At 67.6% G+C, this 17,559-nt stretch carries 16 protein-coding genes; 7 read left to right on the top strand and 9 right to left on the bottom strand.

Annotated features, from left to right (window positions below; all coding sequences use genetic code 11):
• The first annotated feature begins 6 nt into the window (after positions 1–6).
• Positions 7–375 (top strand): ArsR/SmtB family transcription factor, encoded by a 369-nt coding sequence (locus LKD76_RS00370; protein WP_227978909.1) that lies wholly within the window; start codon positions 7–9, stop codon positions 373–375.
• A 46-nt stretch (positions 376–421) separates the two neighbouring features.
• Here LKD76_RS00370 and LKD76_RS00365 read toward each other — a convergent pair whose 3' ends face one another.
• The 6 genes from LKD76_RS00365 to LKD76_RS00340 are packed head-to-tail and all read right to left on the bottom strand — an operon-like array spanning position 422 to position 8,350.
• Positions 422–1,078, bottom strand: coding sequence for a hypothetical protein (locus LKD76_RS00365; protein WP_308188498.1), 657 nt, complete (start codon positions 1,076–1,078; stop codon positions 422–424).
• Entirely contained in the window at positions 1,075–2,745 is a 1,671-nt protein-coding gene (locus LKD76_RS00360) for an ABC transporter family substrate-binding protein (protein ID WP_227978908.1), read from the bottom strand. Before LKD76_RS00360 ends, LKD76_RS00365 begins: the two co-directional genes overlap by 4 nt.
• A 31-nt stretch (positions 2,746–2,776) precedes the next feature.
• Positions 2,777–4,453 carry an ABC transporter family substrate-binding protein gene (locus LKD76_RS00355; RefSeq protein WP_227978907.1) on the bottom strand — a complete coding sequence of 559 codons (1,677 nt, stop codon included), beginning with the start codon at positions 4,451–4,453 and terminating at the stop codon, positions 2,777–2,779.
• A gap of 9 nt (positions 4,454–4,462) precedes the next feature.
• A complete protein-coding gene (locus LKD76_RS00350) occupies positions 4,463–6,343 on the bottom strand; it encodes an ABC transporter ATP-binding protein (RefSeq protein ID WP_227978906.1) in 1,881 nt (626 codons plus the stop codon).
• Positions 6,340–7,341 (bottom strand): ABC transporter permease, encoded by a 1,002-nt coding sequence (locus LKD76_RS00345; RefSeq protein WP_227978905.1) that lies wholly within the window; start codon positions 7,339–7,341, stop codon positions 6,340–6,342. The genes LKD76_RS00350 and LKD76_RS00345 overlap by 4 nt, the downstream gene beginning before the upstream one ends.
• 31 nt (positions 7,342–7,372) lie before the next feature.
• On the bottom strand, positions 7,373–8,350 hold the full coding sequence (locus tag LKD76_RS00340; protein WP_227978904.1) for an ABC transporter permease: 978 nt from the start codon (positions 8,348–8,350) through the stop codon (positions 7,373–7,375).
• A gap of 163 nt (positions 8,351–8,513) precedes the next feature.
• On the opposite strand from LKD76_RS00340, the gene LKD76_RS00335 reads away from it, so the two are divergent.
• A complete protein-coding gene (locus tag LKD76_RS00335; protein WP_227985027.1) occupies positions 8,514–9,317 on the top strand; it encodes an HAD family hydrolase in 804 nt (267 codons plus the stop codon).
• 64 nt (positions 9,318–9,381) lie between these two features.
• On the opposite strand, the gene LKD76_RS00330 is transcribed toward LKD76_RS00335, so the two are convergent.
• Positions 9,382–11,628, bottom strand: coding sequence for an N-acetylmuramoyl-L-alanine amidase (locus LKD76_RS00330; RefSeq protein WP_227978903.1), 2,247 nt, complete (start codon positions 11,626–11,628; stop codon positions 9,382–9,384).
• A gap of 339 nt (positions 11,629–11,967) precedes the next feature.
• Between LKD76_RS00330 and LKD76_RS00325 the strand changes: the two genes are divergently transcribed.
• Positions 11,968–13,551: a SpoIID/LytB domain-containing protein gene (locus tag LKD76_RS00325; protein WP_227978902.1), complete on the top strand. Its 1,584-nt coding sequence runs from the start codon at positions 11,968–11,970 to the stop codon at positions 13,549–13,551.
• A gap of 14 nt (positions 13,552–13,565) precedes the next feature.
• Here LKD76_RS00325 and LKD76_RS00320 read toward each other — a convergent pair whose 3' ends face one another.
• Entirely contained in the window at positions 13,566–14,066 is a 501-nt protein-coding gene (locus LKD76_RS00320) for a MarR family winged helix-turn-helix transcriptional regulator (RefSeq protein ID WP_227978901.1), read from the bottom strand.
• Between the two features lie 108 nt (positions 14,067–14,174).
• Here LKD76_RS00320 and LKD76_RS00315 point away from each other — a divergent pair, with 108 nt between their 5' ends.
• The 4 genes from LKD76_RS00315 (at position 14,175) to LKD76_RS00300 (ending at position 17,160) form a co-directional block, all read left to right on the top strand.
• Entirely contained in the window at positions 14,175–15,167 is a 993-nt protein-coding gene (locus LKD76_RS00315) for an EamA family transporter (protein ID WP_227978900.1), read from the top strand.
• Positions 15,168–15,173: 6 nt separating this feature from the next.
• The gene (locus LKD76_RS00310) at positions 15,174–15,815 is read left to right on the top strand and encodes an NAD(P)-dependent oxidoreductase (RefSeq protein ID WP_227978899.1); all 642 of its coding nucleotides are present in this window, start codon (positions 15,174–15,176) and stop codon (positions 15,813–15,815) included.
• Positions 15,816–16,021: 206 nt separating this feature from the next.
• Positions 16,022–16,651 (top strand): hypothetical protein, encoded by a 630-nt coding sequence (locus LKD76_RS00305; protein ID WP_227978898.1) that lies wholly within the window; start codon positions 16,022–16,024, stop codon positions 16,649–16,651.
• A gap of 8 nt (positions 16,652–16,659) precedes the next feature.
• Positions 16,660–17,160, top strand: coding sequence for a hypothetical protein (locus LKD76_RS00300; RefSeq protein ID WP_227978897.1), 501 nt, complete (start codon positions 16,660–16,662; stop codon positions 17,158–17,160).
• Between the two features lie 24 nt (positions 17,161–17,184).
• On the opposite strand, the gene LKD76_RS00295 is transcribed toward LKD76_RS00300, so the two are convergent.
• Positions 17,185–17,502, bottom strand: coding sequence for a hypothetical protein (locus LKD76_RS00295; protein WP_227978896.1), 318 nt, complete (start codon positions 17,500–17,502; stop codon positions 17,185–17,187).
• Positions 17,503–17,559 lie beyond the last annotated feature (57 nt).

Here is a 17,559-nt window from a genome sequence, read left to right as displayed (position 1 = left end):
AGCCCGATGAGCACAGCGGACGACCCGGAAGCCGTGCCCCGGGCGAGTCTCGAACATCCGGTGGTGATCGACCGTGTCCATCTCGAGGCCGCTACCTCGGCTTTCGCTATGCTCGCCGACCCCACCCGCCTGCATATCCTGCTACTGCTGGCCGAGGGTGAGGCCGATGTCACCGCGCTCATCGAGGCCTGTGGCGCCTCCCGCACCGCGGTCAGCCAGCATCTGGCCAAACTCCGCTTCACCGGCATGGTCGAGACCCGCCGCGACGGCCGCCACGTCATCTACCGGATTCGTGACGGCCACCTCGCCCGCCTGGTCCGCGAGGGGCTCAACCTCGCCGACCACATCGTCACCGGCGAACCGCCCCACGCCTGAGCGGCAGCGCCGATAGAAGTCGAGGTACCGGGAAAATCGACAGCGCTCAGCTGGGGTCGGAGCCACGGACGGCGGAGAACCAGGTCGCCGCGGCCGCCGCGACGACCGTGGCGCCGATGAAGGCCGGGAATCCGCCGCCGGCGATGTAGATCCAGAACAGGCCGGCGAACGGGGCGGCCACCGCGGACTGCGCGTCGAGCAGCAACCGGCGGCCCAGCAGGCCGGCCGAGGCGGCATGGGCCGCACCGTCCGGATCGGGACGGGTGGGATTGTCGATCAGCCGGCCCCGCGGCTCGCTGTCACGCACCCGCCCCGAGGGGAACAGGCGACGGCCGTCCACCAGCACGGTGGCGTCGAAGGATCCGTCGGCATCGACCATCGTGACGAGGGCGGGATCGAAATACACCGGTAGCCACCGGGTTCGGCCGCCGATGGTGAACTCCAGCCAGGATCGGCTCAGCAAACGGTACTGCTGGCGTACCCGCTTCACCCGGAATTCCCCGGCCGGCGCGGTCCGCCACGGCACCACCCCGAAGGCCACCGCGCACCGGAATCCGGTGTACATCAGCACGACCAGACCCACCGCCACCAACATGGCCGACTGCTCCACATCGGCGAACGGCGCCCAGGCGATGCAGATCACCAGGGCGCCGATCGTGGTGAGCACCGGATAGGCCAGGGGATGGCCCGTACCGGAAATCACTTCAGGTAGCCGACTTTCGTCCAGTCGGGCGTGGCCAGGCCGCGCGCGCCGTAGTTGGCCAGATCGGATCGGGCCGCGACGATGCCGGGCGATTGCAGCAGGGGCAGAGAGTGCCCTTCGGCGAAGATCTGCCGATCCACCTGATTCGCCAGATCGATGGCCTTGTTCGGATCCAGCTCGGAGACGGTCTTCTCGATCAGATCGTTGAGTTCCGGGGAACCGATGCGGCCGTAGTTACCCTGCATATCGTTCGGGTTGTACCCCCAGATCTGGTTCATACCGCTCAGCGGGAACGCGTCACCGACCCAGGAGAACTGGGCCAGATCGAAATCGCCCTTCTGGAACACATTGGTGAACAGCCCTTGTCCGGGCCGGGTGTCGATGGTGAGTTTGACGCCGATCTTGGCGAGGTTCTGCTGCATGATCTGGGCCATCTGCACCCAGGAAGGATCGTTGTACATCACATCGCGGACCTCGAGTTTGCGGCCGTCCTTCTCCCGGACATCTCCGTTGAGCTTCCAGCCCAGGGCGTCGAGTTCGCGGGCGGCGGTGTCGGGGTCGTAGGGCAGAGCGTTGTCCTGATAGCCCTTCTGCCCCTCCAGGTAGATGTGATTGTTCAGCGGCCGGGGATCGGCCACGAGGCCGTTGTCGATGGCGTTGGCGATGCCTTGCCGATCGATCGCCTTCGAAATCGCGACGCGGAGCTTGGGGTCGGCGAGAATCGAACCCGGTGCGCCGTTGAAGGTCAGATGCGACCACTGCATGGCAGGCGCGCGGCGGATCGACACATTCGGAACGCCCTGAGCGGTCACCAGATCCCCGCGGCTGCCGATGCCGATCGCATCGAGTTCGTTGTTCTGCAATGCCGGTACCCAGGCCGATGTGTCGAGCACACTGAACGTGATGTTGTCGAGCTTGGGTGCGGAACCCCACCATTTGGGGTTGCGGCCCAGCGTGATACGTCCCTGCGCACGGTCGGTGGACTGGACGAGGAACGGTCCTGCCGTCACCTTGATCCCGTCGACGAGACTCTTGTTGAACGCTTCCGGATTCGAGGTCACCGATTTCGGATACAGCATGCTGTTACCCGCGAACTGACCCTGCCATTCGCCGTAGTGCTTGCTGAAAGTGAGGACCGCCTGCCGGTCGTCCACACCGCGCTCGACCTTGGCCACCCGATCGAACCCGCCATTGCTGGCGACCAGGTATTCCGGGTTTCTGCCACTGAGCGCCTCGGCCTGGGAGGCGATGTCCTCCCAGGTGATCGGCGTTCCGTCGGTCCACACCGCTTTCGGATTGATGGTGTAGGTGACCTGTTGAGGATCGGTACCGGTGAGCTCGACACTCGTGAAATAGTCGGTGTTGAGGTGCGGGATCCCGGCGGCATCGATACCGAACGCCTGTGGCAGCATCGGCCGCTCGACCGAGGTGAAATCGGCATTGTTGCCGTCGATTTGAAGGTTGTTCCAGTTCGACGGGAATTCCGTGATCGGCACCCGCAGATTTCCGCCGTCGCGGAGATCGGCGGCATCATGGGGATTGATGTCGTTGGTGGCGCCGATGGCGGAGGTCCCGGTGCCGGTATTCGAGCCGGAACACCCCGACAGCAGCAAACCGAGCGCGGCCGCGGGGATCGCGAGCCGGGTCATCGTCGAACGAATCCGCATGGCTTCGTTCTCCTTTCGTCGGGGCGGGCGGCTAACTTACGAAGCCGATCTTGGTGTAGTCGTAGGAGGCCAGGCCGGGGGCGCCGTAGTTGGCGACGGTAGTACGCACCCCGTAGTTGCCCGGATCCTGGGTCAGCGGCAGTGAGAATCCCTCTTCGAAGACCTTGCGGTCCACCTGATTAGCGAGGTCGATCGCCTTCTGCGGATCCAGTTCGTTGAGGGTCCGGTCGATGAGCGCATTCAGTTCGTCGGAGCCGATCCGGCCGAAATTGCTCTGCTCGTCATCGGGGTGATACGCGTAGATCTGCGTGATGCTGCTGAGCGGGAAGGCATCGCCGGAGAACAGGAACTGGGCGGTGTCGAAATCGCCCGGAATCATCACATCGGTGAAGAATCCCTGGCCGGGCCGGGTGTCGATGGTCATCTTCACCCCGACCTTCGCCAGATCGCCCTGAATGATCTGCGCGACGCGCACCCAGGTCGGGTCGTTGTACATCACATCGCGGATCTCGAGCCGGCGCCCGTCCTTGACGCGGACATCGCCCTGCAATTTCCAGCCCAGCGCGTCGAGTTCGCGGGCCGCGGCATCGGGATCGAAGGGCAGGCTGTTGTCCTGATAGCCCTGCTGCCCCTGCACGAAGATGTGATTACCGAGTGGCTTGGGATTCATGACCAGGCCGTTCTCGATGGCATTCGCGACGCCCTGCCGGTCGATGGCCTTGGCGATCGCCACCCGCAGCGCCGGGTCGGCGAGAATCGAACCCGGTGCGCCGTTGAAGGTGATGTGCCGCCACAGATTGCCCGGCGCGTGCCGGACCACCAGATCGGAACTGGTGCGCACGGTGGCGAGATCCTCGATGGAGGTCAGCCGGGCGGCATCGAGTTCGTTGTTCTGCAGCGCCGCGGCGTACGCGGATCGATCCATCACGCTGTAGGTGATGGTGTCCAGCTTGGGCCTATCGCCCCACCACTTCGGATTGCGGGCCAGCACGATTCGGCCCTGTGTCCGGTCGGTGGACTGCACCACGAACGGCCCGGCGGTCTGTTTGGTCCCGCTGACCAGCGCATGATTGAAGGTCTCCGGATCTGAGGTCACCGATTTCGGGAACAGCATCGCGTTGCCCGCGAACTGCCCTCGCCAATCGGCGTAGTGCTGCTTGAAGGTGATCACGGCCTGGCGATCGTCGACGCCGCGCTCCACCTTCTCGACCCGGTCGAATCCGTTGTTGATCGCGATCAGATAGCGCTTGTCGGTACTCGACAGCGCGTGCGCCTGAGATGCGATGTCCTCCCACGTGATCGGCGATCCGTCGCTCCACACCGCCTGGGGATTGATGGTGTAGGTGACCTGTTGGGGATCGGTGCCGGTGAGCTGGATATCGGTGAAATAGTCTTTGTTGACGGCCAATTGGCCGGCGGCGTCGATCACGTACGAGCGCGGCATCAACGGCCAGACGATCTCCGCGGTCTCGAGATCGTTGCCATCGGTGGACAAGGTGTTCCAGTTGGACGGGAACGCGCTGACCGCCAACCGGAGATTGCCACCGTCGCGCACCGCTTCTCGCGGTTGGGGATTGATGTCGTTGGCGTTGCCGAGTTCGGTGGGGCCGCTGGCGGTATTCACCGCCGAACACCCGGCGAGGGCGACCCCCATGCCGGCCGCGATCGCGACTGCGGCCAGACGTAATGCCCGCGAACGAATCTGCACGACGAACTCCTAGCGTGAGACGACCGGAAGCGGAACCGCGTCGATCAGCGCACGGGTGTACTCGTGCTGCGGCGCCGCGAAAATCTGCTCCGCCGGGCCCGATTCGACGATCTTGCCGCGATACATGACGGCGATGTCGTGCGCGAGATTACGCACCACCGAAAGATCGTGGGAGACGAACAGATACGACAGTCCGCGCTCGGTCTGCAGACTCCGCAGCAGGTTCAGCACGCCCGCCTGAATGGAGACGTCCAGTGACGACACCGGTTCGTCCAGCACCAGCATCTGCGGATCCAAGGCCATCGCCCGCGCGATGTTGATGCGCTGCTTCTGTCCACCGGAGAAGTCCGCGGGATAGCGGTCGGCGTGTTCGGCGCGGAGCCCGACCTGTTTCAGCAGTTCCGGTACCCGCTTGCGGATTTCGTCGCGGGAGCGGCCGTCCACACGGAGCGGTTCGGCGAGCGCGTCGAAGATCGGCAGGCGCGGATCCAGCGATGAGGACGGATCCTGGAACACGATCTGCAGATTGCGGCGGATCTCGCGGACGCGCTGTTTGGTGAGCGTGGCGACATCGTTGCCGAAGATCTCGATCGTGCCCGCCTCCGGTTTCACGAGATCCATGATCTGACTCAGCGTGGTCGACTTCCCCGATCCGGATTCCCCGACCAGGGCCAGGGTGCGACCCTTGCGGACCTCGAAATCGATCCCGTCGACGGCGCGCACCTCGCCGGTGCGGCGCTTGAAGACCACGCCCGAGGTCACCGGGAAGATCTTGGTCAGGCCCGAAACCCGAAGTACCACCTCGGAATCCGTGGGCTCGGCGGCCGCGGTGCTGTCGGTCTCCTGCCGGTATGCGGCGAACAGCTCGGACGAGCTCACCTCGGCGGTGCGGATACAGGCGGCCCGATGCCCCGCACCGGTGTCCTGCAGCGGCGGTTCCGCGACCGAGCAGTCGTCGATGTGCACCGGGCAGCGCGGCGCGAACGGGCATCCGGGCGGTAGCGCGTGCATGGCCGGCGGCGCGCCCACGATCGGGATGAGCGGTGCGCGGGCGGGGCCGTCCATCCGCGGGATCGAGCCGAGCAGACCGACCGTGTACGGCATCCGCGGCGAGTTGAACAGCTCGGCGGCCGGGGCGTTTTCGACGATGCGACCGGCGTACATCACCGCGATCCGATCGGCCAGCGTGGCGGCGATCCCCATATCGTGGGTGATCATGATGACGCCCGCGCCGGTGATATCGCGCGCCTTGCGCAGCAGATCGAGAATCTGCGCCTGCACCGTCACATCCAGCGCGGTGGTGGGCTCGTCGCAGATGATCAGTTCCGGATCGTTGGCGATGGCCATCGCGATCACCACGCGCTGGCGCATACCGCCGGAGAATTCGTGCGGAAAGGCCTTGGCGCGCAAAGCGGGTTCGGGAATGCCCACCAGATCCAGCAGCTCCACCGCACGTGCGGCGGCCTGCGATTTACTCATCTTCTTGTGCGCGAGCAGAGCTTCGGCGATCTGATCGCCGACCCGATAGACCGGGGTGAGGGCCGAGAGCGGGTCCTGGAACACCATGCTGATCCGCGCGCCGCGCAACGCGGACAGCTGTTTGTCACCCATGCCCAGCAATTCCTTGCCGCGCAGGCGAATCGAGCCGCGGATCCGGGCCTGCTCGGGGAGCAGCCCCATCACCGCCAGTGAGGACACCGATTTACCCGAACCGGATTCACCCACGATGGCCAGCACCTCACCGTCGGCGACGGTGTAGTTCACGCCCCGCACCGCGTCGATGCGGCCCTGTTCGCCAGGGAAGGACACGTGCAGGTCCGACACCTCGAGCAAGGGGGTGGCGCCGGGCCGGGTGTCGGTCCGCTCGGCGGATTCGGTCGTCTTGGTCATGCCGCTTCAACCCTCTTGTCCGAACCCTGCCCATCGCCACCGGCAGCGGCGGACTTCGCGCGCCGTGCCGACCGATCGGATCTATCGGTCTTACGACCGGCCCGCGCCCGTTGCGAACTCGGGTCGAACGCGTCACGCAGACCATCGCCGACGAGGTTGGCGCACAGCACGATCGCGATCAGGAAACCACCCGGGAACAGGAACAGCCACGGGAAGGTCAGCGCGGATTTGGTGCCGAAGGCGATCAGCGAACCCAGGGACACATCCGGCGGCTGCACCCCGAAACCGAGGAAGCTCAAACCGGTTTCGGACATGATCGCGGCGCCGACGGCGAGTGTGGTGTCGATGATCAGGATCGAGGCGATGTTGGGGACGATGTGGGTGACGATCACCGATCGGGTCGATGCGCCCATATACCGTGCGGCCCGGACGAATTCACGGTCGCGCAGGCTCAGCGTCAGACCGCGCACGATGCGGGCGCTGATCATCCAGCTGAAGGCGGCCAGCAATACGATCAGCAGCACGATCGAGCCACTGCCCTTCGTGCGCGGGGCGAAGATCGCGATGACGATGAAGCTGGGCACCACCAGCAGCAGATCCACCAGCCACATGACGGCTCGATCGGTCCAGCCGCCGAGCAGCCCGGCGAGAGCGCCCGTCGTCACCGCGATCAGCGAGGTCAGCAGTGCGACACAGATACCGATGATCAGCGACTTCTGCAGCCCGTGCAGGGTCTGGGCCAGCATGTCCTGGCCGATCTCGTTGGTGCCGAACGGATGGGCCGGACTCGGCGGCTGCAGCAGCGAGTACGGGTCGCGCTCCTGGTAGTCGTAGGTCAGGAAGGGCGGTACCGCGAAGGCGCCGATCAGCATCAGGATCAGGACCGTACCGCCGGCCAGTGCCGGCTTGTTGCGCAGGAATCGGCGCCACACCAGCTTGCGCCGACCGGCCGCCGCGGGTTCCGGCGCGCCCTGGGCGATGATCTCGGATTCGGTCATTGCACTGTGTCCTCTGCCGCACTCGACTCGATCATCCGACCCGCACCCGCGGATCGAGGATCGCGTACACGATGTCGGACAGCAGCCCCGACACCAGGACGACGAATCCCGCGAACACCGTGACGGTCACCACGATGTAGATGTCCTGCGCGTTGATCGCATCGACCAGCCATTCCCCCACGCCGTGCCAGCCGAAGATCTTCTCGGTGAAGGTGGCGCCGGTGATCAGCGCGCCGAGACTGTAGGCGAACAGCGTCGCCATCGGAATCAGCGCGGTGCGCAGGCCGTGTTTGTACAGGGCGTGCCGCCTGGTGAGCCCCTTCGCCCGTGCGGTGCGGATGAAATCGCTCTGCAGCACATCCAGCATGGCGTTGCGCTGGTAGCGGCTGTAACTCGCCATCGCGCCCAGCGCCAGGCCCAGCGTCGGGACGATCATGTGTTGCAGCCGGTCCACGAATTGATTCCACACGCCGTGCACGGCATTGGCCGATGTTTCCCCGGTATAGAGGAATATCTGTTGGCCGGCGGCCGTATTTATTTCCAGCGCACCGTATTTCAGGAGTGTGGCCAACAGGAATACGGGTGTGCTGAGTACCAGTAGCGAGACGATCGTGGTGAAGTAATCGCTGAATCGATATTGCCGGACGGCGCCGGCCGCACCGATCAGGACACCGAGCACCGTGCCGACGACCGAGCCCACGATCAGCAAACGCAGGCTGACCCCGATCCTGCGGCCCAGTTCCTGACTGACCGGCTGCCCGGTCAAGGTCTGGCCGAAGTCGCCGTGGGGGATGCCGCTCACCCAGGTGACGTAGCGCTGCGGGATCGGTTCGTTCAGGTGCAACTCGTCGGCTTTGGCGTCGATCACCGACTGGGGCGGGCGCGGATTGCGCTGCTCGAGGCTGTCCAGCGGGCGAAATGTCAGCGACGCCAGACTGAACGCCAGGAAGGACGCCAGTGCCAGCAGCACGACATAGTTGAGCGCACGTCGTAGCAGAAAGCCGGTCATCGGTCCCCTCGGGTCGGGTTTACTAGGCCCTGATCATAGGTAATGGTCTCGGGCCCACCGCTGACATCGTGCCCCACGCGCGACCGGTCCGCACGGAATGGATTACAGCCGCACCCGTATTTCGGGCAGGATGGAATAGGTGACGCGTCTGCCGAAGCCCAAGATGGTGGCCACCGATGTCGATGGCACGCTGCTCGACGAGTGGGAACGGGTGACGCCACGCACACGCGCCGCCGTGGCCGCGCTGATCGCGGACGGGGTGCCGTTCGTTCTGGCCACCGGCCGCCCGCCGCGCTGGATCGATCCGGTGATCGAGGGGCTGGGCTACGCGCCGCTGTGCGTCTGCGGCAACGGCGCGGTGATCTACGACAGCGCCGCCGACCGCATCCTGCACAGCAGCTCCCTCGACGTGCCGAGTCTGGAGTGGATCGCGGAGCTGGCCGAACGAGTACTGCCCGGCTGCGGCCTGGCCGCCGAGCGGGTCGGCAGCAGCGCCCACGACGCCGCCACCCCGCAGTTCGTCAGCTCGCCCGAATACGAGCACGCATGGCTGAACCCCGACGACACCCAGGTCTCGCGGCGAGAGGTCATCTCGGCACCGGCGATCAAGATGCTGATTCGCATGCGCGGTGTCGCGAGCGCCGAGATGCAGGCCGCCCTGGCGCCACACCTCGCCGGGCGGGCCGATCTCACCTACTCCACCGACAACGGCCTGATCGAACTGTCGGCGCCCGGGATCACCAAGGCCGCGGGACTCAGCGTGGTCGCCCAGCGTCTCGGGGTGGAACCGGCCGCGATCGTCGCCTTCGGCGATATGCCCAACGATGTGCCCATGTTGCGCATGGCCGGTCACGGCGTCGCCATGGGGAACGCACACCCGGAGGCCCGGGCCGCCGCCGATGAGATCACCGCGTCCAACTCCGAGGACGGGGTCGCCCGGATCCTCGAACGCTGGTGGGACAGCTGAGGTAACAAGCGAAACGCCACGCGCGGCACCGGTCGGGCCGTACGTGGCGCTATCGCGATCGCTCTCAGCCCACGGGTGCGGGATCGGCCGGCGGTGCCGCCTGGTCCGGTGCTTGTGCCGGCGTTTCCGGTCCCGATGGAGTCACCGGTGCCGCTGGCTCGGCCTGCGCGTCCGGTGCCGCGGGCTCGGCCTGCGCGTCCGGCGCCGGGGGTACGTCCGGCGCCGGGGGTGCCGCCTGTGCTTCGGGTGCCGGTGCCGCCTGTGCTTCGGGTGCGGGGTTCGGAGCTGCCTCGGGTGCCGGTGCTGCGGGCGGTGTTCCGGGCTGCGGAGCCGAGGCGTCCGGGGCCGGCATCGGTGCCGGAATGGGCGCTCCCGCCGGATTCTGCTGGGTACCGGAATGTTTCAGCAGAGTTGTCACGACGCCGGTGGCGGTGTTGAGGATCAGCGATCCGAGCTGGAAGTCGGCGCGCTGGCCGCCGGGCACCGGGTAGGTATTGCGCATCGGCGTTCCGAGCGCGCCCGATTCGGCTCCGAGCTGGACGAAGCGGTCCAGGATCCGACCGGCCAGTTCGACGACCGAGCCGTCGGGGGCGGCGTAGACGTAACCGTTGACGAACTTCGCGTACTGACCGCCGTCTCTGGTGGGTGTCGGTTGGGAGGCCGCGTCGCCCAGATGGCCGTTCGGCCCGCCCTGTGACACCCAGTATTTCGCGATGATGTTCTTGTCGACCATGCCCAGCAGCTGACCGGTCAGATTCGCCAGCGCCGCCAGATCCGTCTGCGGGCGCTGCTTTTCCGAGATGTCGGGGGCGGTGCCGGCCGGCACGCCCGCGGCGATCTGCCGGATCTCGTCCATGCGCGCGTAGGCCGCATCGCCGGGACAGGTGGTGTTGCCGACGTCGCGGTGGGCGAACACGATCGGCAACCGCACGGCCTCGCCCTCGGCGTACGGGGTGAAGTCGGTGCCCTCCGAGTACATCGTGGTGTGGCCCTCGGGATCGAGTCCCGCGATCTTGGCCCGCCAGCCGACGTACTGTCCGGTGGCCTGCAGTTGCGCGTCGGTGGGCGGGTCGGATTCGAAATCGCCCATCATGGCCACGCCCGCGGTGTTCTCGTTGAAGCCACCCGCGTGCGCGCCCTCGACCGGGCGATCCAGACCGCCGTAGCGGCCCTCGAAGATCTGCCCGTACTTGTCGACCAGGGCGTTGTATCCGATATCGCACCAGCCCAGCGTCTTCGCGTGGTATGCGTAGATCGCGCGCACGATACCGGCGGATTCGGACTTGCTGTAGTCGTTGCGGCCGGCCGTGTGGTGCACGGTGATGCCGCCGAGTCCGTCGTCGTAGGTCGGTTCCTCACAGCGCAGCGATTCGTCGGCGCCCCACTGGGCCCGGCTGATCACCTTGGGACCGCCGCCGGGCAGCGCCGCCGCGACCGAGGTGAGGTTGTCGTCGACGGCGCCGCGGCCGGGATCGATCAGTACGGCCGAGAGCTGGGACGCGGCCGTGTGCGTCGGATCGTCGGACGGCGCGGTGGCCTTCTTGGTGGTCAGGACCTGGACCGCCGTGGTCGGGCCGACGTAGATCGGTTCGGTGCCGGTGCGGGCGGGCGCGGCCGCGCGATCGTTGCGGAAGGTGTCGACCTGATCGGTCGGAAACCACGGACCCCAGGTGCCGTCGGACTGCTGTGCGCGAATGAGCGAGGTGGTGTCCGCGAGTTCCTCGGCGGTGAGCGCGACCATGCTGAACGGCGTGTCGCGGGTCAGTTCCTTGACCTGGGCGCCGACCTGATCGGTCATATCCGGGGGTACGGCACCCGGTGAGAGCGCGGGAGCGGCTGGGTCGGCGCCCGGAATCGGGGCCGGATCGAGTGGTGCGGAGATGAAGCCGGGGCCGGAGTGTGTGGCGGCGGGAGCGGCCGGGGCCGAGTGTGTCGTCGGAGCCGACGGAGCCTGCGGGGTGACCGGTCCCGCATACGGCGTAGGACTCGGCGGGGTGGTGGACTGCTCACCGAATTGGGGTAGGGGAATCTCGCTGGGTAGCTGCACGCCGGGTGGCGCCGGTAGTCCGGGCGGCACCGGAATCGACTTCGGCAGCGGCAGTTTGCGCAGATCGGACAGTCGCAGATCGGGCAGGTTCAGCCCGGTGAGCTCACGCAGCGGCAGCACGATGTCGGGAGCCGAGGCGAGGGCCACCTCGGCGAGTTGCGCGGGGATCGCCGCGAGATCGCTGTTGCCCGCCGGACGATAGCCGGAGGGCTCGCGAAGTGTCAGCGTCGCGAGCGGGGCGGCAACCGCGAGGGTCGCGACCATCGGGAGGACGACGGAACGTTTCGGGCGGCGGTACGGCACGAGCATCTCCCATTCAGGTAGAACCAGTGACCGTCAGCTCGGGGCGAGGGTTGATTCCTGACGGATCATTGATCACACTAGTCCCAAATGCCACATATCTAAACCTTTGGTTGAGGATTAGATCTAGGATAGCTCGAATGTAACTTCTCAATAGCCACGAGGTCAGGACATGCCGAGCGGGGAGTGCGCTCGATCAACCACCGCTCGCCGAACCCCATGGGGAGGCACGATGAGTCACCACTGCCCGGCACACCGCCGGGCCGATCGGTGCGGCCGTCCCGAAACCCACAGGAGTGGCCGATGACCCGCACCGAAACCGCAGCGCGGCAACAGAATCACGGCGACACCGGACCCTCGGCCGGGCCGGAATCCGGCGGGTTCGGGAACCGGTTCCGGCGGCGCCGAGGCGGGCTGCTGCATCGTCGACGGATTCGTCGCGGCGCGCTGATCGGATTGGTCGTGCTCCCGGTGACCGGCGGTACGGTGATCGCCTTCGCCCTGTCGGTATCCGGCGGATCCGGGCTCAGAAATGCCTCCTACCAGGCGATTGCGGGACCCGGGCACGGTCGCGGAATGAGTCAGGACGGCGCCTTCGATCAGGCGGCCTCGGGCGCCACCGCCGACGGCATCCTGGCGCACTACTACCCCGGCGCCCAGCTCGGGAACATCGGGCCGACCACGGTGCGGGTCCGGCTCACCGTCTATGACAACGAGACCCTGGATGTGACCTCCGATTCCGGGCTGACCGTGGCCGGCCGGCGTGTCGTGGCGGGGCAGGCCGCACACCTGACGCCGACTCCGGACGGCGGCGCGAATGTGGTGGTCACGATCGGCTGCGACGGTGATGTGCTGTGGCAGGGATCGACCGACGATCCGTGGGCCTATCCGGCCGACCCCGGCCCGGACCGGCCCGCCGCCGAACATCTGAGGGTGTGCGACGGCTCGGGCTTCCGTGGGGCACTGGGCGTCGCGCAGGACAACGGCGCACCCGTCACGGTGAACCAACTCGACGTCGAGGACTACCTGCTCGGCGTCGTCCCGGCCGAGATGCAGGCCAACTGGGCCGATAAGGGCGGTGCCGAAGCGCTTCGGGCGCAGGCGATCGCCGCCCGCTCGTACGCCCTGGCCGAACATCGCTACCCGTACGCGCAGACCTGCGACACCACCGACTGCCAGATGTATCCGGGCACCGACAAGGAGGATCCCCGCGCGGCCGACGCCGTCCATTCGACCGCGGGCCAGGTCCTGCTGCGCGACGGCCGTCTGCTGCGGACCGAATATTCCGCCGCGCCGGGCGGTGGCCGCCCCATCGATATCGGCGACCTCGAGCTGGGGCCGACACCCGCCGAACTCGAATCGGCGCCCGGTGGTCCGGGTCCGATGCCCGCGGCACCGGAAGTGCCCGGTCCGGCCGGTCCCGAACAGGCCGTTCGCGGCAATACGGCCATCGATGCGAAGTACGCCGAAAGTGGCGGGGCGGCAGGGCCTCTGGGGGCCGCGATCGGTCCGGAGTCACTGCTGCCCGGTCGAGGTGGAACCTTCCGGCTGTACCGGGGCGGCGTGATCATCGCGACGCCCACCCTCGGTGCTCAGATCGTGGACTTCGCGCGGCTGCTGCAGCTGGCCCCGGACGCGGCGCAGAGCGCGGGGGTGGACGCGGCGGCACAGGCCGCGCCGGGCGGAACGCACAGCCCCGGCACGGCGGCGACCCCGACGCCACCGCCCTCGGTGCGCACCGCACCGGGTCGGCCCGGCTCGGCCGCCCAGGTCGACGGTCGGTCCGCGTCGTCTCCGGCCTCGTCGGATCCGGCCGCGGCGAATATCGCCGTGCCGCCCGACCACACCGCGCCGGACGCCGGGGCCGCACCGCAGGTACCCGAATAGCCGGCAGCGGTGCCTCAGCCCAGGGTGGTGTCGTCGAGAGATTCGGACAGGCGGCGCAGTAGCGCGCCGAGCTGATCGAGGTCGGCCCGGCTCATTCCCGCCAGCAGCCGGGTCTCGTTGTCGACGTGCTGGGGCATGAGCTCGTCGATCACCGCGCGGCCGTGGTCGGTCAGCTGGACCCGAATCGTGCGGCGGTCCTTGGCATCCGGAACACGGCGGACCAGATCCTTGGCCGCCATGCGGTCGATGCGGTTGGTGATGGCGCCCGAGGTCACCATCGTGGCCTTGATGAGGTCGCCCGCGGTGAGTCCGTCCGGTCCGCCCGAGCGGCGCAGCGTGGACAACACATCGAATTCCCAGTACTCGAGGCCGTGCCGGGCGAAGAACTCCTTCATCTCGTGCTCGAGGCGGCGGCCCATCCGCTTGATCCGGCCGATGACATGGGTGGGCCAGACATCGAGCTCGGGCCGCACCCGTCCCCAGTCGGCGACGATCTGGTCGACGGCGTCGCTCATGGTTCTCCTCTCGACGGTGAGAATCTTAATGTTCAGATACTTGACATGAAGGTATCTCGTGAGGCTTCATTATCTCAACGTTGAGATTATCAATGAGGAGATATCGTCATGACACGCACCGGCGCCGCACGCGGATCGAGTGCCGCCGTCCTCGCGATCACTGGGCTCGCCCCGCTGGTGTGGGGTAGTACCTACGCGGTCACCACGGAGTTCCTGCCACCGGAACGCCCGATGTTCACCGCGCTGATGCGAGCACTCCCGGCCGGTCTGGTGCTGCTCGCGGTGACCCGGACACTGCCGCGCGGGCGCTGGATCGGCCGGGCGGCGCTACTCGGCGTGCTGAATATCGGCGCCTTCTTCCCGCTGCTGTTCCTGGCCGCCTACCGGCTACCCGGTGGCGTCGCGGCCGTCCTGGGTTCGGCCGCACCGGTTTTCGCTCTCGGATTCGCCGGAATCCTGCTGCGAACACCCCCGAGCGGCCGCAAGGTGCTCGCCGGAATCATCGGAATCGCCGGGGTGGCGCTGGTGGTGCTGCGCGCGGACGCCGCCCTTGATCCGATCGGTGTGCTCGCCGGACTGGGCGGCGCGGCATCGATGGCCGCGGGGACGGTGCTGACCGGACACTGGGGCCGGCCCGAAGGAGTCGGGCCGCTGGCGTTCACCAGCTGGCAGCTCACCGCGGGTGGGCTGGTGCTGCTGCCGCTGGCGTGGCTCACCGAGGGGGCGCCACCCGCGGTGAACGGCGCGGCGATAGGCGGATACCTGTACCTCGGTGTGATCGGCACGGCGGCGGCCTACGTGATCTGGTTCCGCGGGCTGGCGCGGATACCGGCCACTTCGGTCGCCTTCCTGGGGCTGCTCAGCCCGGTCTCGGCGGCGGTGATCGGCTGGGCGGCACTCGGACAGGCGCTGACCGCCCTCCAACTGCTCGGGATCGTGATCGCCCTCGGCGGCACCCTGCTGGGCCAGATCGGCAGCCGCGCACCACAACCCGCGGAATCGGCGCCGCCGGTGCCGGTCTCGCCGGAATCCGAAGAATCCGAAGAATCCGAAGAAACCGACTCCCGGGACGCTTGCGTTCCGGCACAGCACAGGAGATGAACAGTCGTGCGTATCACTGTATTCGGGGCGGCCGGGACCGCCGGAACACGGATCGTGAGCGAGGCCGCGGCGCGCGGTCACGAGGTCACCGCCGTCGGTCGCGGTGTCGAGGGGCTGCGGACCGTTCCGGCGGGGGTGCGGGTGCGCGCCGCCGACGCGGCCGATCCGGAACAGGTCGCGGCCGCGAGTATCGGCAGCGATCTGGTCGTCAGCGCCACCAGGCCGCGTCCGGGCCGCGAATACGAATTGGCCGCCGTGGCGCAGGCGCTGTTGGACGGACTCCACGGATCGGGTGTCCGCCTGCTGGTGGTGGGCGGGGCCGGTGATCTGATCGTGCCCGGATCCGGAGGCTCGCGCGTCATGGAGTCGCCCGATTTTCCGCCGGACTGGCGGCCGATCGCCCTGGCCTGCCGGGAGCAGCGCGAGATATTCGCCGCCACGGCAACGGATGTCGACTGGTCGTATCTGAGCCCGCCCGCACTCCTCGAACCCGGTGTGCGCCGGGGGGTCTATCGAGTCGGCGCCGACGAACTGATCACCGACGACGCGGGCGATTCCCGGATCTCGATGGAGGATCTCGCCGTCGCGCTGCTCGACGAGGCGGAACGACCGCGCCACCGCCGTCAGCGCTTCACGGTCGGGTACTGAAGCGCGTGGTCCACCTCTCGGGACTCGGGTGATCACGATGGCGCGGAGGGGGGGAGCGGTTCCGCGGATCGGTTCCCGCACCGGGTGGTTCACCCCGTACCGGTGTCGCCCGCAGGCGGTAGAGTCCCTGCCCGACAGCAGGGGGAGGTCGGCTGCCGCCGGACCGCTTCGATCCGAATCCCGAGCCGCGAGGGGGGACAACGCCGATGAGCTACCCATATGGTCAGCCCGACTACCAGGGGTACGGCTACCCACCGGCGGGCTATCCGCCGCCGGGGTATCCACCGGCCGGCTATCCGCAGCCGGGGTACGCGCCCTACGCCTACCAGGAGCCGCGACCGAGCGGCGGTGCGGCCATCACTGCCGGCATCCTCGCACTGTTGCTGGCCCTGCTGGCGGCGCTGGGCATCATCGGATTGCTCAGCGCGGCAGCCAGTTTGAACGAGGTGCACCACTCCTACAGTTCGTACAGCAGCTCCTACAGTTCGAGCGGTTCCAGCGGCGCGGGCAACATCTTCTACGTCTGGGCCGGGGTCGACGGCCTCGTCGCACTGCTGTGGGCGATCGGCGGCATCATGCTGATGAACCACAAGAACGCGGGCCGGGTGCTGCTGGTCGTGCTCTCGTCGATCGGATTGCTGGGCGGCGCCGCCGGCATCGTGGTGTCCTTCGCCAACGGCGTGCCCGCGGCCTCGATCGGTGGGTTCATCGGCCTGCTGATCGCGGTGCTGATGTTGAGCCTGACCCTGTCCAGCTCGGCGAAGCGCTGGTGCGGCGTGGGTATGCCGTCCTATCCGCCGGCCGCCTACTACGGCCAGCCGCCCTACCCGTACTGAGGCCGGCGATGGCTTATCCGTACTCACAGCCCGGATACGTTCCGGTGGCGCCGAAACCCGGTGGCGGCACCGCGATCACGGCCGGGGTGCTCGCTCTGTTGCAAGGTATCGGGTTGACCGTGTTCTCGATCGGTGGGGCGGTGTCGACACGCCACGACCGGCAGGGCGGATCCGATACCGCCGCGGACATGATCGCGCTGGTCCTGTTCGGATCGTTGTCGGCGCTGTTTCTCGCCGGTGCGATTCTGCTGTTGTGCCGGCGAATGGCCGGGCGCGTCATCGTGATCCTCCTGACCGCTCTGGTCCTGCTGGTGGTTCCGGCGATCGCTGTCATCGCGACGATCGTCGGCGGGATCGGGGAGGACGACGTGGCGCCGTTCGCGGTCATGCTCGGAATTCTCTTCGCCATCGAACTCCCCATCCTGGTCTGCGCGTCGATGAGTTCGACCGGTCGCTGGATCAACACGCGGACCGCCGCGAACCACCGGTCGGCCTACCCGTACTACTGAGCCGCGGTCGGGCCGCTCGGTATTTCAGGCCGTGCACATCGACCGCAGCACGCCACGCAGCATCGGCGCGCCGAAGGTGGCGGGCGCGAATGCGAGGGTTTGCGCGATACCGAGCGGTGTGAGTACGGCCGACGATATTCCGGCCGGACTGCCGATGCCGTTGGCCGCCGCGAGCAGCAGGCTGGTCACATCCAGTGCGAGCGTGGTCAGGTCGAGCGCGTTCTGCACGCTCACCTCCGGCGGATCGGCGTGGACGCCCGCGGGGGAGAGCAGCCCCGCGCCGAGAGCGCCGGACAGGGCGAGCGCGGCCAGAGCCGGGGAGAGCGCGCGGGACAATCGCATGGCTGTGATTTCCGTCGAGTCGACGACCGTCCGATATGGACTGGACGTCCGTTCAGT

It is taken from the genome of Nocardia spumae, from assembly GCF_020733635.1.
Taxonomy (GTDB): Bacteria; Actinomycetota; Actinomycetes; order Mycobacteriales; family Mycobacteriaceae; genus Nocardia; species Nocardia spumae.
This window is presented reverse-complemented; position numbering and strand designations above follow the sequence as displayed.